A 26697-nucleotide genomic window follows, 5' to 3' on the forward strand; every position below is an offset into this window, starting at 1 on the left:
TCCGGGAGGCGGGACTCGCCTCCCGGACCGGTCCACCGCCCGCGGGGATTGGGGCGGCGGGATCCCCCAGCCCACTCGTTCCAGTACGCAGTGGGCCGACCCACGCAGGTCTCATGGAAGCGCTCCCCCTCCCCCGGGGCCAAGAGCGCACGGCCGGGCGCACGCTACACAACCGGAGCACGGGACGCCTCTCCGGGGCCCGTTCGGCGGCTTGCGGACGGACAACAATCCCGCCATCCGGAAGTCCGCCCCTTAACGGTCGGGATGTGGCGAACTACGCTGGGTTTACGAATGCCGCGCGCCTATGCCGCAAGTGCGGCGGCCGTCTGTGTGTCGAGGGGTGACGCATGTCCAGGGAGCTACGCGGGCCGAACGAGAAGCTCGGCACCGTTCTCGCCCTCGCGGGAATCAGCAACGCCGGCCTCGCCCGGCGGGTCAACGACCTCGGGGCGCAGCGCGGTCTGACACTTCGCTACGACAAGACCTCCGTGGCGCGATGGGTGTCCAAGGGGATGGTTCCGCAGGGTGCGGCGCCCCATCTCATCGCAGCGGCCATCGGAGCCAAGCTGGGACGTCCTGTCCCGCTCCACGAGATAGGGCTCGCGGACGCGGACCCGGCCCCCGAGGTCGGGCTCGCCTTCCCGCGGGACGTCGGGGAGGCGGTGCGCTCGGCGACGGAGCTGTACCGGCTGGACCTGGCGGGCCGGCGCGCGGGCAGCGGGGGCATCTGGCAGTCGCTGGCCGGATCTTTCGCAGTGAGCGCTTACGCCACACCCGCTTCCCGGTGGCTGATAACACCCGCCGACTCCTCGGTCGCCCGCGATCCGGCGGTCGCGGAGGCGGCGCAGGGAGCGCACGGCGGGGGCGGACCCGCCGCGCAGGGGGCCGCGCAAGGAGCCTCCCAGGGGGCCGACGGGGCCGGGCCGGCCGGGGGCTCCGGCGAGCTGTCGCCGCTGCGTGTGGGCCACAGCGATGTCGCCAAGCTGCGTGAGGCCGCGTCCGACGCGCGCCGCTGGGACTCCAAGTACGGGGGCGGCGACTGGCGTTCCTCCATGGTGCCGGAGTGCCTGCGGGTCGACGCGGCGCCGCTGCTCCTCGGGGCGTACAGCGACGAGGTCGGCCGGGGGCTCTTCGGCGCCACGGCCGAACTGACCAGGCTGGCCGGGTGGATGGCCTTCGACACGGGCCAGCAGGAGGCCGCGCAGCGCTACTACATCCAGGCGCTGCGGCTGGCGCGCGCGGCGGCCGACGTGCCGCTGGGGGGTTATGTCCTGGCGTCCATGTCGCTCCAGGCGACCTACCGGGGCTTCGCCGACGAGGGCGTCGACCTCGCCCAGGCGGCGCTGGAGCGCAATCGGGGGCTGGCCACGGCGCGCACGATGAGCTTCTTCCGGCTGGTGGAGGCGCGCGCGCACGCGAAGGCGGGCGACGCGGTCGCGGCCGGGGCGTCGCTGAAGGCGGCCGAGGGGTGGCTGGAGCGCTCCCGGGACGGTGACGCGGATCCGGGGTGGCTGGGCTTCTACTCGTACGACCGGTTCGCGGCCGACGCCGCCGAGTGCTACCGCGACCTGAAGGCGCCGCGCCAGGTACGGCAGTTCACGGAGCAGGCGCTCTCCCGGCCGACGGAGGAGTTCGTACGCTCGCACGGCCTGCGGCTGGTGGTGAGCGCGGTCGCCGAGCTGGAGTCGGGCAATCTGGACGCGGCGTGCGCGGCCGGTACGCGGGCGGTGGAGGTCGCGGGACGGATCTCGTCGGCCCGTACGACCGAGTACGTACGGGACCTGCTGCACCGCCTGGAGCCGTACGGGGACGAGCCCCGCGTGGTCGAGCTGCGGGAGCGGGCCCGGCCGCTGCTGGTGGCACCCGCGTAGGCCGCTCGGCGCCGGCCGCCGGATCGGGTGCGTTGATCACCTCGCGCGGGTTTAAGCGGACCGCGGGCGGGCCAGTGCACTATCGGGGTGGGAGGTGACGCGCGCGATGGGCGGGCACGTGGGGTTCGACTGCGAGGTGCTGGTGATCGGCGGCGGGATCGTCGGCCTGTCGACGGCGTACGCGATCACGCGCGCGGCGCCGGGGACCCGCGTCGTCGTGCTGGAGAAGGAGTCCGGTCCCGCGCGCCATCAGACGGGCCACAACAGCGGGGTGATCCACAGCGGGGTCTACTACCGTCCGGGATCGCTCAAGGCGCGGTACGCGGTGCGCGGCTCCGCCGAGATGGTCAAGTTCTGCGCGGAGTACGGCATTGCGCACCAGGTCACGGGCAAGCTGATCGTCGCCACCCGCCGCGACGAGCTGCCCCGGCTGCACGCCCTGGTCCAGCGCGGCCGGGAGAACGGCCTGCCGGTCCGGGAGCTGGGCCCGGCCCAGATCATGGAGTACGAGCCGCAGGTGCGCGGCCTCGCGGCGATCCAGGTCGGCACGACGGGCATCTGCGACTTCGCGGCGGTCGCCCGGCAGCTCGCCGCCTCGGCGGAGGCCGCGGGCGCCTGCGTACGGTACGGATCCGAGGTCACCGCCGTCGACCGGCGCCCCTGGGGCGTCGCGGTCCGCACGGCGACGGGGAACGTGGTCAGGGCGCGGGCCCTGGTCAACTGCGCGGGGCTGCAGTGCGACCGGCTGGCCCGGCTCACGGGCGACGAACCGGGGATGCGGATCGTGCCGTTCCGGGGCGAGTACTACGAGCTGGCCAGGCCGGAGCTGGTCCGGGGGCTGGTCTATCCGGTGCCGGACCCGGCGTTCCCGTTCCTCGGGGTGCATCTGACGCGGGCCGTCGACGGCAGCGTGCACGTCGGACCGAACGCGGTCCCCGCGCTGGCCCGCGAGGGGTACACCTGGACCGCCGTACGCCCGGCCGAGCTGGCCGCGACGCTGGCCTGGCCCGGCTCCTGGCACACGGCGCGCAGGCACTGGCGGTACGGCGCGGGCGAGCTGCGCCGCTCGCTCTCGAAGCGGGCCTTCGCGGCGGCCGTACGGCGGCTGCTCCCCGCGGTCAGGGACGCCGACCTGCGCCCGGCGGCGGCGGGCGTACGGGCCCAGGCGATCCTGCGGGACGGCACCCTGGCGGACGACTTCCTGATCCGGCGGGCGCGGCGCACGGTCCACGTCCTGAACGCCCCGTCCCCGGCGGCGACCGCGTCGCTGCCCATCGGGCGCGAGGTGGCACGCCGGGCGCTCGCAGTGCTGGCGGAGGGGTAGGGCCTTCCCCCTTCCCCTCTCCCCTCCCCCTTGGCGCCCTTCGTCCGTCGGCCCCGGAGCGCCGGGAGCGGTCCGTAGAATTGGGGCATCACGGCCGGATCCCGGCCGCACCCCGCCCCGCCTCCGCCCCCACCAGCCCGGATTGCCGAGATGACCGAGAACCCCACAGCGAGCCGCCCCGCGCAGCGCCCCGCGATCCGCCCCGCCGGCCGGATGTTCCCCGACGGCACCGGCCCCGCGGCCGACCCCGCCGGGTCGCACTTCGAGCGGCGGATCCGGAGCTTCCAGCCGCGCCGCAGCCGGGTGACCACCGGGCAGGCCGACGCGCTGCGGCGGCTCTGGCCGGTGTGGGGCATGGACATCGACGGCCGGCGGGTCCTCGATCCGGGCGCGCTCTTCGACGGGCTGCCGGTCGTCCTGGAGATCGGCTTCGGGATGGGCGAGGCGACGGCGCGGATGGCCGCCGCCGATCCCGGGACCGGCATCCTCGCCGTCGACGTGCACACGCCGGGCCAGGGCAATCTGCTCCGGCTCGCCGAGGAGAACGGGCTCTCCAACATACGGGTGGCCAACGGCGACGCGATCATCCTGCTCCGCGAGATGCTGCCCGCCGCGTCGCTCGACGGGATGCGCGTCTACTTCCCGGACCCCTGGCCCAAGAAGCGGCACCACAAGCGCCGGCTGATCCAGCAGGAGTTCCTCACCCTGGCCGCGCCCCGGCTGAAGCCCGGGGCCGTACTGCACTGCGCGACCGACTGGGAACCGTACGCCGAGCAGATGCTCGCCGAGCTCACCGCGCATCCGGACTTCGAGAACACGGCGCCGGACGGCGGCTACGCACCCCGGCCCGCCTTCCGGCCGCTGACCCGGTTCGAGGGCCAGGGGCTCGACAAGGGGCACGTGGTGCACGACCTGCTGTTCCGCCGTACCGGAAGCCGTACCGAGGCTCCCGCCGAGGCTTCCACCGGGACTCCTGCCGGAACTCCCCCCGAGGCTCCTGCCGGAGATCGCGTCTGACATCGGCGTTCGGGCACGGGCCCTCGCCGGGTGTCAGTGCCCCTCGTTAGGGTCATCAGGTGTCAGAACCGTTCCAGCGGAGCCCCGGTCCGTCGCGTCTCGACCCCGAGCGCCCCGATCCGGGGCCGGCCATCCCCGTCTACGAGCAGCAGGAGCTGCGCGGCGACCTGTGGAGCGCCGTGCCCGAGCCCGCCCGCAGGCGTTACCGGCCGACGCGCGCGTTCTGGCGCAGGAGGGCGGTCAGGGCCTGGGCGGTGATCACGGTCCTGGCGCTCTGCGCGCTGGTGATCCTCGCGCTCGTCCGGGAGCAGACCGGGCCGCAGGGCTTCCTGGTGGGCCTCGGGCTCGCCGTCCTGCCCGTACCGCTGCTGGCGGCCGCCTTCCGCTGGCTGGACCGGGTCGAGCCGGGACCATGGCGGAATCTGCTGTTCGCCTTCGCCTGGGGCGCCTTCGCGGCGGCGCTCGTCGCGATCATCGCGAACTCCTTCGCGACGGAGTGGATCGCCACCGCCACCGCGGATCCGGCGGGCGCGGAGTCGCTCGGCGCCACGGTGATAGCGCCGGTCGTCGAGGAGAGCGCGAAGGCGACGGCGATCCTGCTGATCTTCCTCTTCCGCAGACGCAGCTTCACGGGGCTGGTCGACGGCGTCGTGATCGCGGGATTCAGCGCCACCGGATTCGCGTTCACGGAGAACATCCTCTATCTGGGCAACGCGTTCGGCGAGGACCAGAGCCAGGGGTACTCCGGGCTGAACTCGGTCACGGCGGCGACCTTCTTCGTACGGGTCGTGATGTCGCCGTTCGCGCACCCGCTCTTCACCGCGGCGGCGGGCATCGGCTTCGGCCTGGCGGCGGTGGCGGCCCGGCGGCAGAAGATCCGCCGCGTGGCTTTTCCGCTGCTCGGGCTGGTCCTCGCGATGGGCATGCACGCCCTGTGGAACGGCTCGGGGTCGCTCTTCGGCCCCTTCGGCTTCTACGCCGTGTACGGGGCCTTCATGGTCCCGGTCTTCGGGCTGCTGACCTGGCTGGTGATCTGGAGCCGGCAGCGCGAGCTGCGGACGCTCGCGGCCGAGCTGCCCGCGTACGCCGCCGCGGGGTGGCTGGCCGCGGCCGCGCCCCCCGCGCTCTCCTCGATGCGGGCGCGCTCCATGGCGCGCGGGTTCGCGGGGCGCCACCACGGGCCCGCGGCGGCGCGTACGGTCGCGGAGTACGAGGCGTTCGCGACGTCCCTGGCGTTTCTGCGCCACCGGGCCGGACGGGACCCGGTCGGCCCGGACTTCGTGGAGCGCGAGCAGGAGCTGCTGCACCACCTGTGGGAGCGCAAGGAGATAGCCGGGCCCGCGCTGACCTACGCGGCGCGGGCCACGGGCCGGGTACGGGTGCCGCCGCCGTACATCGACTACGACGGCTACAACCCGTACCGCCAGTACTGACACCCGCCAGTACGGACACCCGCCGGTGCCGACGGGTGTCCCGGTGCCTCCTCCGTCAGGCGGAGGCGGCGGTCAGCTCCGCCAGCTCCTCCGCCGTCAGCTCCAGCTCCGTGGCCGCGAGCAGCGTCGGGAGCTGCTCGACCGTGCGCGCGGAGGCGAGGGGCGCGACGACGGTCGGCTGCGCCGCCAGCCAGGCGAGCGCGACGGTGGCGACCTCGGCGCCGCGCGCGGCGGCGATCCGGTCCAGCGCGGCGAGCACCCCGACGCCCCGCTCGGACTCCAGGTACTTGCCCGCGCTCCCGGCCCGCGCGCTCTCCACCTGGGCGCCGGGGCGGTACTTACCGGTCAGGAAGCCGGAGGCGAGGGCGAAGTACGGCACGACGGAGAGGCCGTGACGGACCGCGGCGTCCCGCAGGGGGCCCTCGTACGTGTCGCGCGAGACCAGGTTGTAGTGCGGCTGAAGGGCGACGTACCGGGCCAGCCCCTCGCGCTCCGCGAAGGCGATCGACGCGTCCAGCCGCTCCGCGCTGATGTTGGAGGCGGCGACGGCACGCACCTTGCCCTCCGTGACGAGCTGGTCGAGGGCGGTGACGATCTCCTCGACCGGGACGTCCGGGTCGTCGAAGTGCGTGTAGTACAGGTCGATGTAGTCCGTACGGAGCCGCCGCAGCGACTCCTCGGCCCCGGCCTTGATGGTGGCCGCCTTCAGCCCCTTGAACTCCGGGTGCGCGCCCACCTTCGTCGCGAGGAGCACGTCGGAGCGGTTGCCGCGCGCGGCGAACCACTCGCCGAGGACGGTCTCGGACTCACCACCGGAATGGCCGTCCACCCAGGCCGTGTAGACGTCCGCGGTGTCCACGAAGTTGCCGCCCGCGGCGGCGTACGCGTCGAGGACGGCGAAGGACTCCGTACGGTCCGCGGTCCAGCCGAAGACGTTGCCGCCGAGGGCGAGCGGGAAGACCTTGAGGTCGGAGGAGCCGAGTGTGCGCAAAGTCGTCATGCGTCACTTCAACCCCACCGCAGAGCGCCTTATTCCGTTTCGGGGCGCTCCGCGTGCTCCTGCCGCACCCGTGACCGGGGCGTCGGCCTCAGGGGTTGATTCCCTTGCCGTTCAGCCACGCCATCGGGTCGATGCCCGTGCCGCCCGCCGTGTGGACCTCCAGGTGGAGGTGGGGCCCGGTCACGTTGCCGGTCGCGCCGACGCGGCCGATGACCTCACCGGTGGAGACCTTCTGCCCGGCGCTGACGGAGAGCGAGGACTGGTGCGCGTACCAGACCTCCGTGCCGTCCTCCAGCTCCAGGACCGTGCGGTAGCCGTACGAACCCGACCAGCCGGCCGACTTGACGGTGCCGCTGTGCACGGCCTTGACCGGGGTGCCCGTCGGCGCCGCGAAGTCCAGGCCGGTGTGGTAGCCGGAGGACCAGAGGGAGCCGGACTGGCCGAAGGAGGAGGTGAGGGTGTACGAGGAGGTGGGGAGGGAGAAGCTGGCCGCCAGCTTGGCGAGACGCTCCGCCTCGGCCTTGGCCTTGGCCTCCGCCTCGGCCTTCTTCTTGGCCGCCTCGATCTTCTTCTCCGCGTCGCTCTGCCGCGCCTTGGCCTGGCTCGCGGCCTTCTCGGCGGCCGCGTCCTCCGCCGCCGCCTTCTGCGTCGCGTCGGCCTTCGCCTGCTGCCGCTCGGCCTGCTGGAGGATGCGGGCGCGCAGCGCCTCGCCGGCGTCGGTGGCGCCCTGCTCGCTGTCCGCGGCGGTCAGGCCGGCGGTGCTCAGGGGCGCGCGGGCCAGCACGTCCGACGCGGAGTCCGCGTCGTCCGACCCCAGGGAGCCCATCCCCGGCAGGGACTTGGCGTCGGGAAGGTTGTCCGCGATGGCGTCGGGCAGGGATATGGAGACCGCGGGCTTGTCCTGCGCGGTGGCGATGCCGCCCGCGCCGACGGCGGCGATGACGCCGACACCGAGGACCGTGGAGCTACGGGCGAGCCCGTTGCGCTGCTTGGCGACGCGGTGCCTGCCGCGTACGGGGCGGATGGACTCCTCGGTGGGATTCCACTCCCCCCAGGTCCCGGGAGCCTCGTTCTCACTGCCGCTGCCGAAGGAGTGGGTTTCGAAAGTGGCCGTGGGGGCAGGCTTGTTGGACGCCACTGAGGCGTGCTCCTTTCCTTCCTTCTCGCCTACCGGGTTAGCTGACGGGTTCGGAGCAGGAAGGTCTCCTACGGGTGTCCCCTGCCGCACAAGGCGGCAAGTAACTCCCGATTCACCCCAATTGGTGGTTCCCCGGTTCCCTCGCGGGATTCGGCGCACGCGCACGGTGCCATCTCTGGCGACGGCTGGGACAACCGCGCTGCGTTATCGAACGTTAATAGAGACCAGGGCCTTATTCCAAGCTGTTCCCGATGATCGTTAACGACTTCGCAACGGACGTACCGGGACACAAGAACGCGCATCCGGGCGAGTCGATCGGCGCTCGGAGCATATTGGTCCGCCTCGCATACTTGACGGTATGTCAAACCTTATGCGGAGGGACACTTATCGGTCACCATGAGTGACGCCGCCGGCTCACAACACGATCGGCATCGTCCTGCGCCGCTCCGGCTCCCCCTCCGAGGGCCGGCTGACCGCCAGCAGCGCCATGTCGTCCTGGCTGCCGCCGCCCGTGTGCCGCCGTACGTCGTCGATCAGCGCCTGGAGCATCTCGTCGGGCCCCTGGAAGATCCGCCCGTCGAGCCGCTCGCGCGGAACGTAGAAGATCCCGTGCGCGTCGCGCGCCTCGGTGAGCCCGTCCGTGTAGAAGAGCAGCGTCGCGCCGTCGGGGTACGCGGACTGCTCGGCCCGGTCGGGCCACGCGCCCAGTTCGCTCATGCCGAGCGGCAGCGCGGGGTCGTGCGCCGCCAGCATCCGTACGGCGCCGTCGTGACAGATCAGCGGCTCGGGATGGCCGCGGTTGACGAGCCGTACGACGCCCTCGCCGTGCGGGATCTCCGCCAGGACGGCCGTGGTGAACCCCTCGAAGACGTCGAGCCCGTCCCGCCGCGTCCCCTCGCGCAGGAGTGAGCGCTCCAGCCGCTGCGCGACGCCCTCCAGCGAGCTCTCCTGCTCCGCCGCCTCCCGGAACGACCCGATGATGACGGCGACCGCCTCGACCGCCTCCAGCCCCTTCCCCCGTACGTCGCCGACGACCAGCCGCACCCCGTACGGCGTGTCCTGCACCGCGAACAGGTCGCCGCCGATGAACGCGCCCTCCTGCGCCGCCTCGTACCGCGCCGCGATCCGCAGCCCGCCGATTCGCTCCGCGGGTCTGGGCAGCACGGCGCGCTGGGCGGTCTCGGCGATGACGCGGGCGGAGGCGAGCCGTTCGCCGCTGCGTCTGACGACGCCGTTGATGTAGAGCGCGAGGGCGGAGACGACGAGCACCGTCAGCAGTTCGCTGATCGACACCACCGTGGTGAGCGTGTCCGTGTGGATACGGAGCGCGATCTCGGCGAGGAGCGAGGCCACGGCCACCAGCAGGGTGCCGAGCAGCGGGAAGAACGGGGCGGCGATCAGCGGGGCGGCGGCGAAGAACGGCGCCCCGGTCACACGGGCCGGAGTCGACAGGTCGAGCGCCAACCCGCCGATGATCACCAGGGCCGGCAGGAACCGGACGAGCCGCCGCCCGGCCAGGCGCCGCGCGTACGGTCCGCCCGGCCCGCCCGGCCCGAAGGGCGCCCGGTCCGCCACCCTGCCCAGGCCGTGGCCGGGGTTCCGGCGATGGTCGCGCCCGTACGTGCCGGTCACCCAGAAACCCGCGGCGTCGGCGCCCAGAAGCCCGGCACCGTCGGCGTCCTGTCTGCTTCTGCCGCCGAGGCGTTCCCGGATTCTCCTGAGCTTCCCCACCAGTCGTCTCCTGCCCGTTCCGCCGACGGCTGCGGGCGGCACCGCGCTCCACCCAGGCTGGCCGCCGCCACGGTGGGCGGCGACCCGCGGTCGGCCGACTGGGCTACGGAGACCGATGGCACGGAGGCCGGTGTGGAGACTCAGTCGGTCAGGTGGCGCTCGGCGTACACCTTCATGGCGTCCCGCACGAGCACAGCCGTACCTTTACCGTACTTGTCATACGTCGCGGTGAAACGTGGATCATCGACGTACATGGCCGTGACGCCGATGACATAAGACCTGGTCGGCTCCATGGTCACCGCCAGCCAGTCGCAGTGACGCCGGGCGATCGCCTGCGCCTCCTCACCGGACGCTTCGTGCCCGGCCGCCGCCGCGCGCCCCCAGTCGCGGGCGATCGACTCGTGCCGCTCCTGGAACGCCCGGCGCTCCTCCTCGCCGAGCGAGCGCCACCAGCGGTCGCCCTTCTCGTAGGCGGGTCGGCCCCACCTCTCGGTCACCTCCTGCTCGTACCGTGTGTACGCGAAGCCGTCGAGCACTTCGTCCGCCATGAGTTCCTCTCCCCTCTCGGTCTTGTGGAGAGTGGTCCGCACCGATGCGATGAGCCGTCCGATGCGCTCGCGTTCCTGCTCCAGCAGCCCCAGATGGCCGCGTAGGGCGGCCGCCGTGTCCTGCTGGCCGTCGAGGATCCGGGCGATGTCCGGCAGCCCGAGGCCCAGCCCCCGCAGCAGCAGGATCCGCTGCAGCCGGACCAGGGCCGCCTGGTCGTAGTACCGGTATCCGTTGACGCCGGTCCTGCTGGGCTCCAGCAGCCCCAGCTCGCCGTAGTGCCGGAGCGTACGGCTCGTCGTACCGGCCTTCTTCGCGATGTCCTGGATCGACCACTCCATGACGTTCACGGTAGAAGTTGACGTTACGTAAAGGTCAAGCGCGAGCCGGGAAACGCGAGCCCGGAAATACGACGAAGGCCCGGATTCACCAGGAATCCGGGCCTTCGTTTTCTTCGTAGTAGCGGGGACAGGATTTGAACCTGCGACCTCTGGGTTATGAGCCCAGCGAGCTACCGAGCTGCTCCACCCCGCGCCGCTGAACAAGACTCTACGCCATCCGGAGCAAGATCATTACCAATTCCCGCGGCGGCGTCTGCGGGGGGCGGCCGGAAGGCCGCTAGGCGGCCTCGACGACATCCGCCCGTACGGCGGCGGCCCACTCCACCAGCAGCCGCTGGTAACGCTCCTGCTCGGCCGAGGACAGCGAGCTGCCCGCACGCGCCCACAGCGCGCGGATCTCCGCGTTCACCACAGCGGCGGATCTGACAGGGAACGGGGACGCGGACACGGACGCGGACTCCGGGGTGGCAGAAGAAGCGAACATGAGAGCAAGGCTACGGCCGGCCACTGACAATCGGCGGAGCGTGGCCCCTGCGCCGGACCCGGCACCCGATTCCCGGGCACACGGACACCCGTTGCCCGTTGCCCGGCACCCGTTACCCGGCGCACCGTCCGCCTCACACCACCACGGTGTACTCATGGGCGGGGCCGCCCTGCCACTCCACCCAGGCCGGGTCGTCCAGCAGCTCCCAGGCGTCGGGCAGCCCGGCCAGCCGCAGGAATTCGACCAGGTGGGCGTCGGAGTGGGCGAGTCCCATGATCTGCCCGCGGACCGTGACCCGCCGCCCGCCCGTCCCTGACGCCCGGTGGACGACGATCGGTGCATCACTCATACGGCCAAGAGTGCGACGATCTCGCCCGCTCCGCAGCATCTGGGGCGCGCTATCTTCCGTACCGGCCTGTAGCGTGCGTCACATTCGCCCCTGGAGCCCCTCAGGGCTCCAGGACACCCCAGCCCCCTCGGGCCCCTCGGGCCCCATGGACGCCTCACCCCAGAACGGCGAAAACCTCGTCGATCGCGGCGCAGGTCCGGTCGGTGTCGTCCTCCGTCACGGCGGCCGACACGAACCAGCAGGCCAGGCCGTGCGCGTTGATGTGGATGCCGCGGCGCAGCAACTCGTGGCGGAAGAGGTCGTACCGCCGCTGGTCCAGGTGGAGCGTGTCGCGGTAGTGGCGGGTGGGGGCGCCGCCCGGCGAGAACACCACCTGGAACATCGCGCCGACGCCCTGCACCGCGCACTCCACCCGGTGGTCGGTGGCGGCCCTGCGGATGGTCTCCATGATCCGCTGGCCGGTGTCGTCGATCTTCTTGACGACGGCGGGGTCGGCGAGCGCGGTGAGCGTGACGAGGGCGGCGGTGGCGCAGAGCGGTGAGGCGTTGTACGTACCGCCGTGCTTGACCCGGCCGTTGGCGAGCGCGGCCATCACCTCGCGGCGGCCCGCGAAGGCGGCGATGGGCAGCCCGCCGCCGAGGGCCTTGGAGTAGACGGCCAGGTCGGGCACGACGTCGTACAGGGCCTGCGCGCCGCCCGGCCCGGTCCGGAAGCCGGTGCAGACCTCGTCGAAGACGAGCAGGATGCCGCGGGCCGTGCACTCGTCGCGCAGGAAGCGCAGATAGCCGGGGCCGGGCATGGTGCAGGCGTTGTTGGCGACGATGGGTTCGCAGATGACGGCGGCGAGTTCGCCGCGGTGGGCGTCGAGTACGGCGACGAGGGCGTCCGGGTCGTTCCACGGGCAGACGACGACATCGCCGCTGACGCCGGACGGGATGCCCGGGGAGTGCGGCACGGAGTGCGGGGCGCCGTAGGGTCCCGCCGCCGCCTCGGGGGGCCGGTTGGAGATCGCGAGGGTGTCCGTCCAGCCGTGGTAGTGGCCCTCGAACTTGAGCACCTTCGAGAGCCCGCTGTGGCCGCGCGCGGCCCGTATCGCTCCCTGGACCGCCTCCGAGCCGGAGTTGGCGAAGCGGACGAGATCGGCGCAGGGGACCATCGCGCGGATGAGTTCGGCGAGTTCGACCTCGGGCACGTTGCAGGTGCCGAACATGGTCCCGCCGGCGAGGACCCCGGTGAGGGCGTCGGTGAGCGCCGGGTCGGCGTGCCCGAGGACCGCGCTGCCGTACGCGGCGAGATAGTCGATGTACTCGTTTCCGTCCGCGTCCCGGATGCGGGCGCCGGAGCCGCTGGTGATGTACAGCGGATACGGATGGGGCCCGGTGGAGGTGAGTCGCGCGGAAGAACTGATTCCGCCCGCGAGGGATTTCTTGGCCCGCTCGAACAGTGCGCTGCTGTTCGCGGTTCCGCCGAGCGCGGGAACGCCGGAAACAGGTAAGCCGGATGGATTCATCGGGTTCATGTGTCACTCCTGCCCGGGAGTTTGTTCGAAATTGTCGACGGTCCTGACGGTCCCGACGGCCCGGCCGGCCATGACGAACACGGCAGCCATGACCGTCCCGACGATTCATGATTCGCCTTTCGGAGCCCCGTCTTGACGTCTTGACGAGGATCACGGCCGGTCCCCAGACTCGTCGACTCTCGTCTCCGTCTTCGCGGAGATCCAGAATGCGGTGAAAGGAAGTCGGGCATGACTGAATCCGCTGAATTGGCCGAAAAGATCGCGATCGCCGTCGTCACCGGCGCCGGGAGCGGTATCGGCCGCGCCTGTTCGCTGGGACTGCTGGCGGACGGCTGGACGGTGGTGCTGACCGGGCGGCGCGAGGAGGCCCTGAGGGAGACGGCTGCGCTCGCGGGCCCGGCGGCGGAGCGCGCGATTCCGGTGCCGGCGGACATCACGGACGCCGATGCCGTGGCCCGGCTGTTCCACGAGGTGGACACGCGTTTCGGACGGCTGGACCTGTTGTTCAACAACGCGGCGGACACCATGCCGTACACCCCGACGGAGGATGTCTCCGTCGGGGACTGGCACCGCGTCATGGACTCCATCGCCACCGGCACCTTCCTCTGCGCGCGGGCGGCGTACCGGATGATGAAGGACCAGACGCCGCGCGGTGGCCGGATCATCAACAACGGCGCCCCCTCCGCCCAGGTGCCGCGACCGGATTCGATCGCTTTCACCGCGGCGAAGCACGCCGTGGCCGGGCTGACGCGCTCGCTGTCGCTGGACGGCCGCCGTTACGACATCGCGTGCGGGCAGATCGACATCGGCAATGTGACCCCGGTGGGCCGGGAGCAGCCGGCGGTCCGGCAGGCGGACGGCACGCTGCGCGTGGAACCGACGATGGACATCCGCCATGTGGTGGAGATGGTGCTCTTCATGGCGAATCTGCCGAGGGGCGTGAACGTCCAGTCAGTCGCCGTCCTGCCCAGCGCTATGCCGTACGTCGGCCGCGGCTGACGCGGCCGGGACCGCGAGGAACGCCTCGATCCGGGTGCCGGGGGTGAGCCGGCCCGCGCGCTCCCACGCGAGCGCGCGGTGCAGCCCGTCGAGGTGGATCAGCCCCTCCCGTACCACCAGTCCCGCGTAGTCGACCCCGGGCACCGCGCGGGCGCTGAGGAAGAGCGCGGAGAAGGGCGCGGTGGTCATCCGGTCGAGTTTGCGGGCGCAGACCGGGTTCGTACGGGCGTAGGTGTCGCCCAACTCCCGTAACCGTGCAGCCGCTTGCCCGACGGTCAGCCCCGACGCGGGGACGAGTTCCCGCTCGCCGCCCTCGCCCAGGTGCCACGGCAGCACGATCCGCAGCAGATCGTCCCGGTCGAGCACCACACGCTGCCACGCCCCGAGCGTGCGCTGGGCGTGCAGGATGTGCTCCTCGGCCTCGTCATTGGTGTTGGCCTCATGGGTGAGTTCGAGCGGATGCGCCCGCGCGAACCGGCGCCGAACGGTCTCGAACGGAACGGAGGCGACCACTCTCATCCGACGGACCACCCCCCTCCGGCTTCCGCGCCCACGCCGGCTCCCCGCCCACCGCTCGGCTGCCCTTTCACCCCGCGTACTCGCTGAAGTGGCGCTCGTCGAACAGATCGGGCCACCGCCCCCGGTCGAGCCCCAGCTCCCGTGCGGTGGCGAGCACATGACGCCAGTACGGCTTGACGGGCGGCCAGCGCGTACCGGTCTGGCAGTACGACGCGTCGATCATGTAGCGGGGCCCGCCGGTGGCACCGGGGGCCGAGCGGCGGGCGTGGAACAGCGCGGAGTGCAGCACCACCGTCGACCCGGCGGGCAGGTCGTCGATCAGCGCCTCGGAGGGCAGCCTCCGGGTCCCGAGATGGGCCCGGGCGGTCTTCTCGGCGACCTCCCGGTGCGACCCGGGCAGTACGGCGAGCCCGCCCATCTCCGGCCGCAGCCCCCGTAAGTAGTGCAGCGCGTGCACCATCACCCGGTCCCGCCCGCGCTGCGGGATCTGCTCGTAGTCGTGGTGCCACGCCTTGCCGGGAGCACCGGGCGGGCGCCGGTCGCAGTGCAGATGGTGAAAGACGAACGAGGGCCCCATCACCTCGGAGAGCAGCGCCAGCAGCGGCGGATGCACGGCCAGTTCGCCATGGGCCGCCAGTTGTATCTCCACCATGTCCGGCGTCCCGTACACCTCGGGCTCCCGGCACGCGTCGATGGAGCGCTGCCGTAATCCGCTGTCCACCCAGAGATCGACTTCCCGCTCCAGCGATTCCAGCGAACCGGACGGAATGAATCCGGGAAGAACGAGATACCCCCGTTCCTCGAATTGCTCCAGCAGACTCCCGTCGAGTTCCGGTACCGGGGGAAGCTGTTCACGCATGGTGCGACACCCCTCTCTTCCGATCTCCACGAATTCCGTCGGCAACCAGTCATGGCATATGCACGGACGCGTGCGCCGAGGGATCCCAGGCGACTGCAATGTTCCGGACTTCCCCGGAACAGCGCTCAAAGGTAGCCAACAATTCATCGGGGCAGACCGGAAGCGGAGGACAATGGCCGAAGCGCGCCACGCTGGCAAGAACCGCACGAATGCCGGGACATCACCCCGCCCATGCGTTCCACGCGCACCGCGCCACGTTCCGCGGGGCGCCCCGAGCCGATGCCCTTTTCCGGGCCGTCGGCGGGGCTCTTCGCGCATCCGGCGGCGGCCGGACACCGGAGGCCGCCCCCGCCCTGTGAGACGTCAGGGGCACGCGAGGGATCACGTCACGGAGGCCGCGCCCCGCCCGCGGGTGCCGCGCGGCGGCAAGCGGCATACAACAGCCCTGGTCATGTGGTGCATGACCAGGGCTTTCGCGGTAGGCCGTGTGGGACTCGAACCCACAACCAACGGATTAAAAGTCCGCTGCTCTGCCAATTGAGCTAACGGCCCTCGACACAACACACACGAGCATAGCCCGCCCGGGAGCGTGCGCCGATCGGGTATCCCCTGTGGGGATGTCGCGCGGCGCGGAGCAGGCGCGGGGAGAGGGTGCCGGGGCAGGGTGCCGGGGCAGCGGTCGGAGAACGGGCCAGGGCCCGTGCCGGCCACCCTGAGGGTGGGGCGCGGGCCCTGGTGGAGGGTCAGGAGCGGCGGCGGTCAGCCGTTGCGCTTCCAGCGGGGCTTTTCGTCGCGGCGGCCGAAGGAGCCGGTGCCGGTGCCCGTCGTGCCGCCGCGGTGGTCGTCGCGGCGGGTGGCCGGGCGGTCGTGGCCGCCGGAGCGGAAGCCGCCGGAGGGGCGGTCGTCGCGGCGGTCGCGGTTGAACGGGCGGTCGCTGCCGCCCCGGTGGTCACGGCGCTCGAAGGGACGGGCGCCGCGGTCGTCCCGGCGGTCACCGCCCCGGTCGTCGCGCCGGTCGCGGTTGAAGCCGCCGCGCTGCTCGCCGCCCCGGTCGTCCCGGCGGAAGCCTCCACGGTCGTCGCGGCGGTCGCCGCCCCGGTCGTCACGGCGCTGGAAGCCACCGCGGTCGCCGCCCCGCTCGTCCCGGCGGTCGTCGCGGCGGAAGCCGCCCGCGGGACGGTCGTCACGGCGCTGGAAGCCACCGCGGTCACCACCCCGGTCACGGTCGCCACCGCGGTCGTCGCGCGGCGTGTAGCCCCGCGCGCCGCCCCGGCCGCTGCGCTCGCCCCGGTCGTCCCGGCGGCCGAAGTTGCCGCGCTCGTCGCGCGGCGTCGCCTGCTGCGGTACGGACGCCGCCGCGGCGGCCTCCTCGACCGCGCGCTCGGCCTCGGCCGTCACCGCGGCGACCGCGGCCTCCGGGTCCTCGCCCCGCTCGCGCGCGGCGCGGGCGACCAGCCGGCCGGCCTCCTCGCGCAGCTCGACGGCGCGCCGCTGGGCGCGCTCCAGCTGCTTGGTCAGGTCGGCGGCCTCGCGCTCGGCCTGCTTGGCCGCGTTGTTCGCGGAGTCCGCCTGGACCTCGGTGAGCGAACGGGCGCCGGTGATCTCGGCGACCTCCGGGTCGAACGCGCCGGCGCCGCCGACCATGTGGCGCGAGGCGTCGACGCCCGCGTCCTCCATCAGCCGGAAGATCTGCCGGCGCTGGTGCGGCAGCGCCAGCGAGACGACGACACCGGACTTGCCGGCCCGCGCCGTACGGCCCGAGCGGTGCAGGTAGTCCTTGTGGTCCCCGGCCGGGTCCACGTTGAGCACCAGGTCGATGCCGTCCACGTGGATACCGCGGGCGGCGACGTCGGTGGCGACGAGGGCGTTGACGTAACCGTCCTTGAAGTCGGCCAGTGTCCGCGTCCGCGCGCCCTGCGTCATGCCGCCGTGCAGCGCGTCGGCCTTCACGCCCGAGTCGCGGAGCTGCTCGGCGATCCGGTCCGCGCCGAGCTGCGTCCGTACGAAGATGATCGTGCGGCCCTTGCGGGCGGCGATCGCCGCGGTGACCGGGGCCTTGTCCTTCGGCTTCACGACGAGGACGTGGTGCGTCATCGTCGTGACGTTGCCCTGGGCGCTGTCGACCTCGTGGCTGACCGGGTCGGTCAGGTAGCGCTTGACCAGCGCGCTGATCTCGTTCTCCATCGTGGCGGAGAAGAGCATGCGCTGGCCGCCGGCCGGCACCAGGTCGAGCAGCTCGGTGACCTCGGGCATGAAGCCCAGGTCCGACATCTGGTCTGCCTCGTCGAGGATCGCGATCTGGATCTGCTCCAGCGAGCAGGCGCGGCGGTTGATCAGGTCGCGCAGCCGGCCCGGGGTGGCGACGAGGATGTCGACGCCTCGCTCCAGGGCGTAGATCTGGTTGCTCATCGACGTACCGCCGCAGACGACCTTCATCTTGAGGCCGAGCACGTCGCCGTACGGCTGGAGCGCGTCCGCGACCTGCATCGCCAGCTCACGCGTCGGCGTGAGGATGACGCCGCGGGGCTTCTTCTTCTCGGTGTGGCCGCCCGCCAGCGTGGCGAGCAGCGGCAGGCCGAAGGAGAGGGTCTTGCCGGAGCCGGTACGGCCGCGGCCCAGGATGTCCTTGCCGGCCAGGGCGTCCGGGATGGTCGCGGCCTGGATCGGGAAGGGGGCGGTGACACCGTTCTGCGCGAGCTTGCGGACGATGCCGTCGGGCAGGCCCAGGTCGCCGAAGGTGATGCCGGGAGCCTTCTCCGACGCCTCGTCAGACTCGGTCGTCCCGGGGGCCTCTGCGGCCTCGATCGCCTCTGCGGCCTCGGCCGCCTCGGGCGTCTCGGTGAGCTCCGCCGCATCGGCGGAGACAGCGGCCTCTTCGGCCTCGGCGCTCTCGGGCATGACAGCGCGGTCAGTACTGGAAATGGACATGCGAAATGCGAAACCTTCCGGAGTCTCGGCACGCGCCCAAACTCCGTGAAATTCGCAAATCGACCGCCTCAATGCGGTCAGCCACGGCAAGGGAGAGTACGCGCCACGCGGCGCTCTTCTGTGTCGGCGCCGGGCAATGATCAAACGATCTACTACCATACGCACCCACCCCCCACTTAGGCAAACCAGGTCCCCGCCGCCGAGGTGCGCAAACGTGGAAAGAGACGCGCCTCACACCGGCCCCGGCCGGGCCGACGCCGACGGCTCCTTCAGCATCCCCGCCCCGTCCGCCGGCGACAGCGCACCCGTCCGCATGCCCGCCGCCGGCGAGGCAGACGGCGGCTCCTGCGGTTTCGTCGGCTCCGGCTCGGGGTCCGGGTCCTCCGGCACGGGGGACGGCGTGGGCTGCTGTACGGGCGGCGGCGCGGAGCGCGTGGGCTCCCTGGTCGGTACGGGCTCGTTCCCCGGCGCGGTCGGCTTCCCCTCCCCCGGCTCAGGACCGGGCCCGGTGGACGGCCTCGGCGAGGGGGCGTCCGACGAACCGGCCGCGGGCGAGGCCCCCTTGCCCGGCTCGGCCGCCGGGGCCCCGTCCCCCGCACCGCCCTTGCCGTCCGGCCCCGCGTCGCCGCCCGCCTCGGCGTGCCCCGTACCGCCGCCGCTCTTCTCCGTATGGCCCGGCCAGGCGTCGGACCCGCCGGCTCCGGCGGCGGCTCCCGTACCGCCGTCGGGTTCCGCGGCGGCGGCGCCGGTACGGTCCGGCGAGCGCGACGGGGCCGGGCTCCCGCCGTCCTCGCCGACGCTCATACAGCCCGCGGAGGACAGGGCCGCCAGGGACGTGACGATCCAGACGGCGAGACGGCCAGGGGCGGACAACTGGCGCACGGGCGGCACCTCCGGGGCACGGGAACGGCTCTCCCCGCCGTCGGCGGGGGAAAGGTCGACCTGCCCAACTCCCTTTTCGCCGCCAGGGACACGCCCGGGCCGCACGGAGCCGCCGACGATCTTGCCGGGGCGCGGATCTGCCGGACAATGGCCCTGTGCTGGAGATGACACGCGAGACCTTCGAAGAACTGGTGAGCCAGGCCCTCGACCGGATCCCCCCGGAGCTGACCAGGGTCATGGACAACGTCGCCGTCTTCGTCGAGGACGAGCCCGACCCCTCCGACCCCGAACTCCTCGGGCTGTACGAGGGGACGCCCCTCACCGACCGGGGCGAGTGGTACGCCGGTGTCCTGCCCGACCGCATCTCCATCTACATGGGCCCCACCCTGCGGTACTGCGAGAGCACCGAGGACGTCGTCCACGAGGTCTCGGTGACCGTCGTCCACGAGATCGCCCACCACTTCGGCATCGACGACGAGCGGCTCCACGAACTCGGCTGGGGCTGAGCCCGTACGGGGCCCACGCCTCGGCCCGTACGGGGCGCGCGCCCGATCCCGTACGGGCCGGAGCGCGGGCCCCGGCCCGCCCCCGTAAGCGGACTACTCCTGTTGGCGGCGGCCAGGCATGCCGGACCGGCGCTCCGGGCATACGCGCCCAATGGACCGTGATGTCCCGCGCCTCCCTTCGCGCATCCTCCGAGCCCTCCGCACCCTGCGCTCCGCACTCCCCGCGCTCCCGCGCATCACGGGCCGTCTCCGTCCCCGCCGCCCCGCCGGCCTCACCACTTCCCTCGTCGAGGTCCACCCGCCGCGCCCCCTCGCCCGCGCGCTCGGCATGGTCGCCGTCGTCCTGTTCGGCGCCTGGCTCGGGCTGCTGATCGTCGGCAGCGTGCTGACGCCGGTCGGCCCCATGGACACCCGGATGACGCTCCGCCCCTCCCTCACCGGCGGCACGAAGATCAATGTCTCACCACTGGGCGCGCTGGAGCTGGCCACGCACACCGGGCCCGTCCGGCTGGACGTGGACGTGGACCAGCTCGACCCGGTCCGCTCCACCGCCCTCGTGGAGCACCCCGAGCGGCTCTCCGGGCTGCAGAGCGAGATCAGCCGCGACGTCAAGAGCGGCACCACCGAACTGGCCGTACGCTCCGTCGTCGCCGTCGTCTCGGGCGCGACCGCCCTCGGTCTCGCCGTCTACCGCCGGCCCCGCCGCGCCCTCGCCGCCGGCGGCCTCGCGTTCACACTGCTGGGCGCCTCCGCCGCCGGCGCGTACGCCACCTGGAACCCGCAGTCGGTGCTGGAGCCGAAGTTCTCCGGGCTGCTCTCCTCCGCGCCCCAGGTCGTCGGCAACGCCCGCTCGATCGTCTCCGACTTCGACGTCTACCAGAAGGAGCTGGCCCGGCTGGTCACCAACGTGACCAAGCTGTACGACGCCACGTCCTCGCTCCCCACCTTCCAGCCCGACCCGGCCACCCTCCGCGTCCTGCACGTCTCCGACATCCATCTCAACCCGGCGGCGTGGCACATCATCGGCTCGCTCGTGGAGCAGTACGGGATCGACGTGATCATCGACTCGGGCGACACGATGGACCACGGCACCTCGGCCGAGAACACCTTCCTCGACCCGATCGAGGACCTCGGTGTCCCCTATGTCTGGGTACGCGGCAACCACGACTCGGACCGTACGCAGGAGTACCTGGAGCGCACCCGGAACGTGCATGTCCTGGACGACGGCCGGGCCGTCTCCGTCGGCGGGATCCGGATCGCCGGCACGGGCGACCCGCAGTTCACCCCGGACCGCTCCAGGGAGGTCCAGGGCGATCCGGCCGAGCGCATGGCGGGCATCCGGCTCGCGTCGGCCCTGCGCGACCAGGAGCGGGCCGGCACCCCGGTGGACATCGCGGTCGCCCACGACCCGCTGGCCGCGGAGCAGACGGACGGGGTGGTCCCGCTCGCCCTGGCCGGACACGTGCACCACCGCGAGACGCGGATACTGCCGTACGGCACCCGGCTGAAGATCGAGGGCTCGACGGGCGGCGGCGGACTGCGCGCGCTGCAGAACCAGAAGCCGGAGAAGGTCCGCGCCTCCGTGCTCTACCTGGACCGGACGAGCAAGCGGCTCCAGGCGTGGGACGAGATCACGCTCGGCGGCCTCGGGCTGACGACGGCCGAGGTCAGCCGTCACCTCCCGGAGGAGGCGGGGAAACCCGGCGCGGAGTCCGGTACGGACCCCGGCACCGACGCGAGCACGGGTCCCGGCGGGGGCCCCGGTACGGGGCAGGCCACGGGGCGCGGCACCGGCACCCCTTCCGGCCCTCCCGGCACCGGCACCCCTTCCGGTCCTCCCGGCACCGGCACCCCTTCCGGTCCTCCCGGCACCGGCACCCCTTCCGGTCCTCCCGGCACCGGCACCCCTTCCGGTCCTCCCGGTACCGGCGCCCCTTCCGGTCCTCCCGGCAGCGCGTCGCCCTCGCGCTCCGGGCCGGGTCTCCCCGTCCCCGAGCCGTGACCGGGCTCGCCCCCGGCCCGGGGAACTCCCCGCGCAAACGCCCTGCGAGAGGGCCCCGTAAACCGTTTTGGCGATAGCTCCCCGCATCACATATGCTTCGGACGTCCCCGACGCGCTGGAAAGCGCCCAGGCGGGCCCTTAGCCCTCATCGTCTAGTGGCCCAGGACGCCGCCCTTTCAAGGCGGTAGCACGGGTTCGAATCCCGTTGGGGGCACGCAACACCATGTGCGAGACTGGTGCTCGCACATTGCTTGGTCCTGTGGAGCAGTTTGGAGTGCTCGCCACCCTGTCAAGGTGGAGGCCGCGGGTTCAAATCCCGTCAGGACCGCTTGCAGCCGCGAGGCTGCGTGGCTGGGTAGCTCAGTTGGTACGAGCGATCGCCTGAAAAGCGATAGGTCGCCGGTTCGATCCCGGCCCCAGCCACCACCGCCCGCAAGGGTGTCAAGCCCCCGCCCGGGGAATCCGGCGGGGGTTTCTGCGTACCGCGCCTCCTGCCGCGCACCCGTGGGTACACCCCCGCTCCCCTCCGGCCGCCCGCCCCGCGACGAAATCGTTCGCCACCCCGTCGGCGCGGGTGAGATCCTGGTTTCGGTATGTCTACTTCCTTCGCCGACCTCCAGACCCTGCTGGCCGACGTATCGCTGCGTGACGCGCAGCGGCTCGGCCGCCGTCTCGAAGGCGCCCGGCGCATCCGTAAACCCGAAGCGCGCCAGGCCGTGCTCGACGAGATCGCAGGTCAGGCCGGGAAGGCCGCCGAGCGGACGCGGCTGCGCGCCGGGCGGGTGCCCGAGGTCTCGTACCCCGAGCAGCTGCCCGTCAGCCAGAAGAAGGACACGATCCTGGAGGCGATACGCGACCACCAGGTCGTGATCGTCGCCGGTGAGACCGGGTCGGGCAAGACGACCCAGATCCCCAAGATCTGTCTGGAGCTGGGCCGCGGCGTCCGCGGGATGATCGGGCACACCCAGCCGCGCCGGATCGCCGCCCGTACGGTCGCGGAGCGCGTCGCGCAGGAGCTGGACACCCCGTTGGGGGAGGCCGTCGGCTGGAAGGTCCGCTTCACCGACCAGGTCGACCAGGACGCGACCTTCGTCAAGCTGATGACGGACGGCATCCTGCTCGCGGAGATCCAGACGGACCGCGAACTGCTCGCGTACGACACCCTCATCATCGACGAGGCCCACGAACGCAGCCTCAACATCGACTTCCTGCTCGGCTATCTCGCCCAGCTGCTGCCCAGACGCCCCGACCTCAAGGTCGTCATCACCTCCGCGACCATCGACCCGGAACGTTTCTCCCGGCACTTCGGGGACGCGCCCATCGTCGAGGTCTCGGGCCGTACGTACCCGGTCGAGGTCCGCTACCGCCCGCTCCTGGAGGACGACACCGCGGAGCGCGACCGGGACCAGATCACCGCGATCGCCGACGCCGTCGAGGAACTCCAGCGCGAGGCCGCGGGCGACATCCTGGTCTTCCTCTCCGGCGAGCGGGAGATCCGCGACACCGCGGAGGCGCTCCAGAAGCTCTCGCACCGCGACACCGAGGTCCTCCCTCTCTACGCCCGGCTCTCGCACGCCGAGCAGAACCGGGTGTTCCAGCGCCACAGCGGACGACGGATCGTCCTCGCGACGAATGTCGCCGAGACCTCGCTGACCGTCCCCGGCATCAAGTACGTGATCGACCCGGGCAACGCCCGGATCTCCCGCTACAGCCACCGCACCAAGGTCCAGCGCCTGCCGATCGAGAAGATCTCCCAGGCCAGCGCCAACCAGCGCAAGGGCCGCTGCGGCCGTACCTCCGACGGCATCTGCGTCCGGCTCTACTCCGAGGAGGACTTCGTCTCCCGCCCGGAGTTCACGGACGCGGAGATCCTGCGGACGAACCTGGCGTCCGTCATCCTCCAGATGACCGCGGCCGGCCTCGGCGACATCGAGAAGTTCCCTTTCATCGATCCGCCGGACCACCGCAATATCCGCGACGGTGTGCAGCTCCTCCAGGAGCTGGGCGCCTTCGACATGGCGGAGAAGGACCTGAAGAAGCGGCTCACCCCGCTCGGCCGCAAACTCTCCCAGCTCCCGGTGGACCCGCGGCTCGCCCGGATGGTCATCGAGGCCGACCGCAACGGCTGCGTACGGGAGGTGATGGTGATCGCCGCCGCGCTCTCCATCCAGGACCCGCGCGAGCGCCCCTCCGAGAAACAGGCGCAGGCCGACCAGCAGCACGCCCGCTTCAAGGACGAGACCTCCGACTTCCTCGCCTTCCTCAACCTCTGGCGGTACGTACGGGAGCAGCAGAAGACGCTGTCGTCCTCCGCGTTCCGCCGGATGTGCAAGACGGAGTACCTGAACTTCCTGCGGATCCGCGAGTGGCAGGACATCTACTCCCAGCTCCGCACGGTCGCCCGGCAGATGGGCATCCACCTCAACGAGGAGGACGCCGCGGAGCAGTCCGTCCATGTCTCGCTCCTCGCCGGACTGCTGTCGCACATCGGCATGAAGGACGTGAAGGAGAAGGACGCCTCGAAGAAGGACGGCGGGCGGGACGGGAAGGACGGCGCGCGGAAGGAGGGCGGCAGGAACGAGTATCTGGGCGCCCGCAGCGCGAAGTTCGCGGTCTTCCCCGGCTCCGCCCTCTTCAGGAAGCCGCCGCGCTTCCTCATGTCCGCCGAGCTGGTGGAGACCTCCCGGCTCTGGGCGCGGGTCAACGCGCGGATCGAGCCCGAGTGGATCGAGCCGCTGGCCGGCCATCTCCTCAAGCGCACGTACAGCGAGCCGCACTGGGAGAAGGACGCGGCGGCCGTCATGGCGTACGAGAAGGTCACGCTGTACGGGGTACCGATCGTCGCCCAGCGCAAGGTGAATTTCGGCCGAATCGACGCCGAGGCGTCGCGGGAGCTGTTCATCCGTAACGCGCTGGTCGAGGGCGACTGGCGCACGCACCACCAGTTCTTCCATGACAATCGCAAACTGCTCGGCGAGGTCGAGGAGCTGGAGCACCGCGCCCGGCGCCGCGACATCCTCGTGGACGACGAGACGCTCTACGACTTCTACGACCGCCGCGTGCCGGAGGACGTGGTCTCCGGGGCGCACTTCGACTCCTGGTGGAAGGCGAAGCGGCGCGAGGAGCCGGAGCTGCTCGACTTCGAGCGGTCGATGCTCATCAACGAGAAGGCCGGCTCGGTCACCAAGGACGACTACCCGGACTCCTGGCGCCAGGGCGCGCTCAAGTTCCGGGTGACGTACCAGTTCGAGCCGGGCGCCGACGCGGACGGCGTCACCGTCCACGTCCCGCTCCAGGTGCTCAACCAGGTCACCGCCGAGGGCTTCGACTGGCAGATCCCGGGGCTGCGCGAGGAGGTGGTCGTGGAGCTGATCCGGTCACTGCCCAAGCCCGTACGGCGCCACTACGTGCCCGCGCCGAACTACGCGGCCGCCTTCCTGGACCGCGCCGTGCCCCTCCAGGAGCCGCTGCCGGTCACGCTGGCGCGGGAACTCCAGCGGATGGTCGGCGTGCCCGTCGCCGCCGAGGACTTCGACCTGAGCCGGATCCCGGACCATCTCAAGATCACCTTCCGGATCGTGGACGAGCGGCGCCGCAAGGTCGCCGAGGCGAAGGACCTGGAGGAGCTGCGGCTCCAGCTGCGCCCCAAGGCCCGCAAGGCCCTCTCCCAGGCCGCCGCGGCCACCGCGGAGCGTGCGGGCGGGGAGGCGATCGAGCGGACGGGGCTGACGGAGTGGACCATCGGCCCGCTGGTACGGATCTTCGAGACCCGGCGAGCCGGCCAGCCGGTGAAGGCGTACCCGGCCCTGGTCGACCAGGGGGCGACCGTGGCCGTACGGCTCTTCGACACGGAGGCCGAGCAGCGGCAGGCGATGTGGGCGGGCACCCGGCGGCTGATCATGCTGAACATCCCGGTCAACCCGGCGAAGTTCGCCTCGGACAAGCTCACCAACCAGCAGAAGCTGGCGCTCTCCCGCAATCCGCACGGCTCGGTGCAGGCGCTCTTCGAGGACTGCGCGACGGCCGCCGCGGACAAACTGATCGCGGACCACGGGGGCCCGGCGTGGGACGAGGAGTCGTTCCGGAAGCTGTACGACTCGGTGCGCGCCGACCTCGTCGACGCGACGGTGCGGACCGTCGGCCAGGTCCAGCAGATCCTGGCCGCCTGGCAGTCCTGTGAGCGCCGTCTGAAGGCCACGAACAGCCTGGTGCTGGTCAACAACGTCCAGGACGTCAGGAACCAGCTCGCGGCCCTCGTGCCGACCGGCTTCGTCACCCTCACGGGGCTGCGCAGGCTGCCGGACCTGATGCGCTACCTGGTGGCGGTGGACCGCAGGCTCCAGCAGATGCCGACGGCCGTCCAGCGCGACACCACGCGCATGGAGAAGGTCCACGAGATGCAGGACGAGTACGCGTGGCTGCTCGAACAGCTGCCGCGGGGGCGGCCGGTGCCGCGCGAGGTGCTGGAGATCCGCTGGATGATCGAGGAGCTGCGGGTGAGCTACTTCGCGCACGCGCTGGGCACCGCGTACCCGGTCTCGGACAAGCGGATCGTGAAGGCGATCGACGCGGCGGCCCCGTGATGCCGGGACCGCCGGCATCCGGTTCGACCGCACCCTCCGAGCTGCTGTAGAGTCTCGTTTCGCAGCCGCCACTACGGGGCCGCGAAACCTGGTCCTGTGGAGCAGTTTGGAGTGCTCGCCACCCTGTCAAGGTGGAGGCCGCGGGTTCAAATCCCGTCAGGACCGCATATGAGAGGCCCGCGTCCGATGTCGGATGCGGGCCTTTCACCGTACGCGCGCTCTCCGAGGGGAGTTCCGCCGCCCGGAGGCCGCGCCCGCGGCGCAGGCCGCCGTCGGACACAGCAAATCCCGTCAGGACCGCACATGAAGGGCCCGCATCCGATCACCGGATGCGGGCCCTTCGCCGTGCGCGGCCGCGCGCCGTGGGGACCTACCGGGGCATGCGTGCGCGGCCCCGGGACGTGCGCGGGCGGGTGCGTGCCGGTGCGCGGGCGTACGGAACCTGGTCGTTTTGCCGTACGCCGCGCTCGCCCGTCCCCGGCGCCGGACTCCATTGCATACGGCAAGCGCGGTCGACGCAGCGGTAACGCCGCAGTAATGGCGTGCCCAAATCCGGCGGGGCGGGGGCGATGCGTCTTGACGGGGTTCACGGCCCGGGGTACCTAAGCAGAAGGCCCCATGTCCGTCGCATCCCGGGGCCGCACCGGGGGTGGTGTGCGTGACCGC

At 72.0% G+C, this 26697-nt stretch carries 19 protein-coding genes, 6 tRNA genes and 1 riboswitch; of the genes, 12 read left to right on the forward strand and 13 right to left on the reverse strand.

Annotated features, from left to right (window positions below):
* The first annotated feature begins 347 nt into the window (after positions 1-347).
* The 4 genes from ACFTZC_RS35705 (at position 348) to ACFTZC_RS35720 (ending at position 5645) form a co-directional block, all read left to right on the forward strand.
* Positions 348-1871: a sporulation protein gene (locus ACFTZC_RS35705; RefSeq protein WP_365810551.1), complete on the forward strand. Its 1524-nt coding sequence runs from the start codon at positions 348-350 to the stop codon at positions 1869-1871.
* A 106-nt stretch (positions 1872-1977) separates the two neighbouring features.
* The gene (gene lhgO / locus ACFTZC_RS35710; protein ID WP_382897186.1) at positions 1978-3195 is read left to right on the forward strand and encodes an L-2-hydroxyglutarate oxidase; all 1218 of its coding nucleotides are present in this window, start codon (positions 1978-1980) and stop codon (positions 3193-3195) included.
* A gap of 213 nt (positions 3196-3408) precedes the next feature.
* Positions 3409-4212, forward strand: a complete 804-nt coding sequence (gene trmB / locus ACFTZC_RS35715; RefSeq protein ID WP_382897292.1) for a tRNA (guanosine(46)-N7)-methyltransferase TrmB — start codon at positions 3409-3411, stop codon at positions 4210-4212.
* Between the two features lie 131 nt (positions 4213-4343).
* Positions 4344-5645 carry a PrsW family intramembrane metalloprotease gene (locus ACFTZC_RS35720; RefSeq protein ID WP_382897295.1) on the forward strand — a complete coding sequence of 434 codons (1302 nt, stop codon included), beginning with the start codon at positions 4344-4346 and terminating at the stop codon, positions 5643-5645.
* Between the two features lie 55 nt (positions 5646-5700).
* Here ACFTZC_RS35720 and ACFTZC_RS35725 read toward each other — a convergent pair whose 3' ends face one another.
* The 8 genes from ACFTZC_RS35725 to ACFTZC_RS35760 form a co-directional block, all read right to left on the reverse strand.
* On the reverse strand, positions 5701-6645 hold the full coding sequence (locus tag ACFTZC_RS35725; RefSeq protein WP_382897189.1) for an aldo/keto reductase: 945 nt from the start codon (positions 6643-6645) through the stop codon (positions 5701-5703).
* An 88-nt stretch (positions 6646-6733) separates the two neighbouring features.
* Positions 6734-7783, reverse strand: a complete 1050-nt coding sequence (locus ACFTZC_RS35730; RefSeq protein WP_382897192.1) for a M23 family metallopeptidase — start codon at positions 7781-7783, stop codon at positions 6734-6736.
* Between the two features lie 11 nt (positions 7784-7794).
* Positions 7795-7949: riboswitch (cyclic di-AMP (ydaO/yuaA leader) on the reverse strand.
* 248 nt (positions 7950-8197) lie between these two features.
* On the reverse strand, positions 8198-9358 hold the full coding sequence (locus tag ACFTZC_RS35735; protein WP_382897297.1) for a PP2C family protein-serine/threonine phosphatase: 1161 nt from the start codon (positions 9356-9358) through the stop codon (positions 8198-8200).
* A gap of 296 nt (positions 9359-9654) precedes the next feature.
* The gene (locus ACFTZC_RS35740) at positions 9655-10401 is read right to left on the reverse strand and encodes a MerR family transcriptional regulator (protein WP_382897194.1); all 747 of its coding nucleotides are present in this window, start codon (positions 10399-10401) and stop codon (positions 9655-9657) included.
* Between the two features lie 119 nt (positions 10402-10520).
* A tRNA-Met gene (locus ACFTZC_RS35745) sits at positions 10521-10594 on the reverse strand.
* Between the two features lie 84 nt (positions 10595-10678).
* A complete protein-coding gene (locus tag ACFTZC_RS35750; protein ID WP_382897196.1) occupies positions 10679-10885 on the reverse strand; it encodes a hypothetical protein in 207 nt (68 codons plus the stop codon).
* A gap of 133 nt (positions 10886-11018) precedes the next feature.
* Entirely contained in the window at positions 11019-11234 is a 216-nt protein-coding gene (locus ACFTZC_RS35755) for a hypothetical protein (protein ID WP_382897198.1), read from the reverse strand.
* A 154-nt stretch (positions 11235-11388) separates the two neighbouring features.
* A complete protein-coding gene (locus tag ACFTZC_RS35760; protein ID WP_382897200.1) occupies positions 11389-12753 on the reverse strand; it encodes an aspartate aminotransferase family protein in 1365 nt (454 codons plus the stop codon).
* 228 nt (positions 12754-12981) lie between these two features.
* On the opposite strand from ACFTZC_RS35760, the gene ACFTZC_RS35765 reads away from it, so the two are divergent.
* Entirely contained in the window at positions 12982-13752 is a 771-nt protein-coding gene (locus ACFTZC_RS35765; RefSeq protein ID WP_382897203.1) for an SDR family oxidoreductase, read from the forward strand.
* On the opposite strand, the gene ACFTZC_RS35770 is transcribed toward ACFTZC_RS35765, so the two are convergent.
* The 5 genes from ACFTZC_RS35770 to ACFTZC_RS35790 all read right to left on the reverse strand — a co-directional run bounded on the left by ACFTZC_RS35770 (position 13705) and on the right by ACFTZC_RS35790 (position 18940).
* The gene (locus ACFTZC_RS35770; protein WP_382897204.1) at positions 13705-14271 is read right to left on the reverse strand and encodes a DUF6309 family protein; all 567 of its coding nucleotides are present in this window, start codon (positions 14269-14271) and stop codon (positions 13705-13707) included. The two genes, ACFTZC_RS35765 and ACFTZC_RS35770, sit on opposite strands and share 48 nt — an antisense overlap.
* Positions 14272-14338: 67 nt before the next feature.
* Positions 14339-15130, reverse strand: a complete 792-nt coding sequence (locus ACFTZC_RS35775; RefSeq protein ID WP_382897207.1) for a phytanoyl-CoA dioxygenase family protein — start codon at positions 15128-15130, stop codon at positions 14339-14341.
* A 479-nt stretch (positions 15131-15609) separates the two neighbouring features.
* A tRNA-Lys gene (locus ACFTZC_RS35780) sits at positions 15610-15682 on the reverse strand.
* A 207-nt stretch (positions 15683-15889) separates the two neighbouring features.
* A complete protein-coding gene (locus ACFTZC_RS35785) occupies positions 15890-18058 on the reverse strand; it encodes a DEAD/DEAH box helicase (protein WP_382897210.1) in 2169 nt (722 codons plus the stop codon).
* A 231-nt stretch (positions 18059-18289) separates the two neighbouring features.
* Positions 18290-18940 (reverse strand): hypothetical protein, encoded by a 651-nt coding sequence (locus tag ACFTZC_RS35790; protein ID WP_382897212.1) that lies wholly within the window; start codon positions 18938-18940, stop codon positions 18290-18292.
* A gap of 155 nt (positions 18941-19095) precedes the next feature.
* Between ACFTZC_RS35790 and ACFTZC_RS35795 the strand changes: the two genes are divergently transcribed.
* From ACFTZC_RS35795 to ACFTZC_RS35825, 7 genes are all read left to right on the forward strand, one after another.
* Positions 19096-19446 (forward strand): metallopeptidase family protein, encoded by a 351-nt coding sequence (locus ACFTZC_RS35795; RefSeq protein WP_382897215.1) that lies wholly within the window; start codon positions 19096-19098, stop codon positions 19444-19446.
* A gap of 151 nt (positions 19447-19597) precedes the next feature.
* Positions 19598-21448 carry a metallophosphoesterase gene (locus tag ACFTZC_RS35800; protein ID WP_382897217.1) on the forward strand — a complete coding sequence of 617 codons (1851 nt, stop codon included), beginning with the start codon at positions 19598-19600 and terminating at the stop codon, positions 21446-21448.
* Positions 21449-21589: 141 nt separating this feature from the next.
* Positions 21590-21662 (forward strand) — tRNA-Glu (locus ACFTZC_RS35805).
* Positions 21663-21701: 39 nt separating this feature from the next.
* Positions 21702-21776, forward strand: a tRNA-Asp gene (locus ACFTZC_RS35810).
* 21 nt (positions 21777-21797) lie between these two features.
* Positions 21798-21874, forward strand: a tRNA-Phe gene (locus ACFTZC_RS35815).
* A gap of 167 nt (positions 21875-22041) precedes the next feature.
* Complete coding sequence (hrpA, locus tag ACFTZC_RS35820; protein ID WP_382897220.1) at positions 22042-26031, forward strand: ATP-dependent RNA helicase HrpA; 3990 nt, start codon at positions 22042-22044, stop codon at positions 26029-26031.
* Positions 26032-26121: 90 nt separating this feature from the next.
* Positions 26122-26196: transfer RNA gene (locus ACFTZC_RS35825), tRNA-Asp, on the forward strand.
* Positions 26197-26697 lie beyond the last annotated feature (501 nt).

This window comes from Streptomyces sp. NPDC056987 (assembly GCF_042673865.1).
GTDB lineage: Bacteria > Actinomycetota > Actinomycetes > Streptomycetales > Streptomycetaceae > Streptomyces.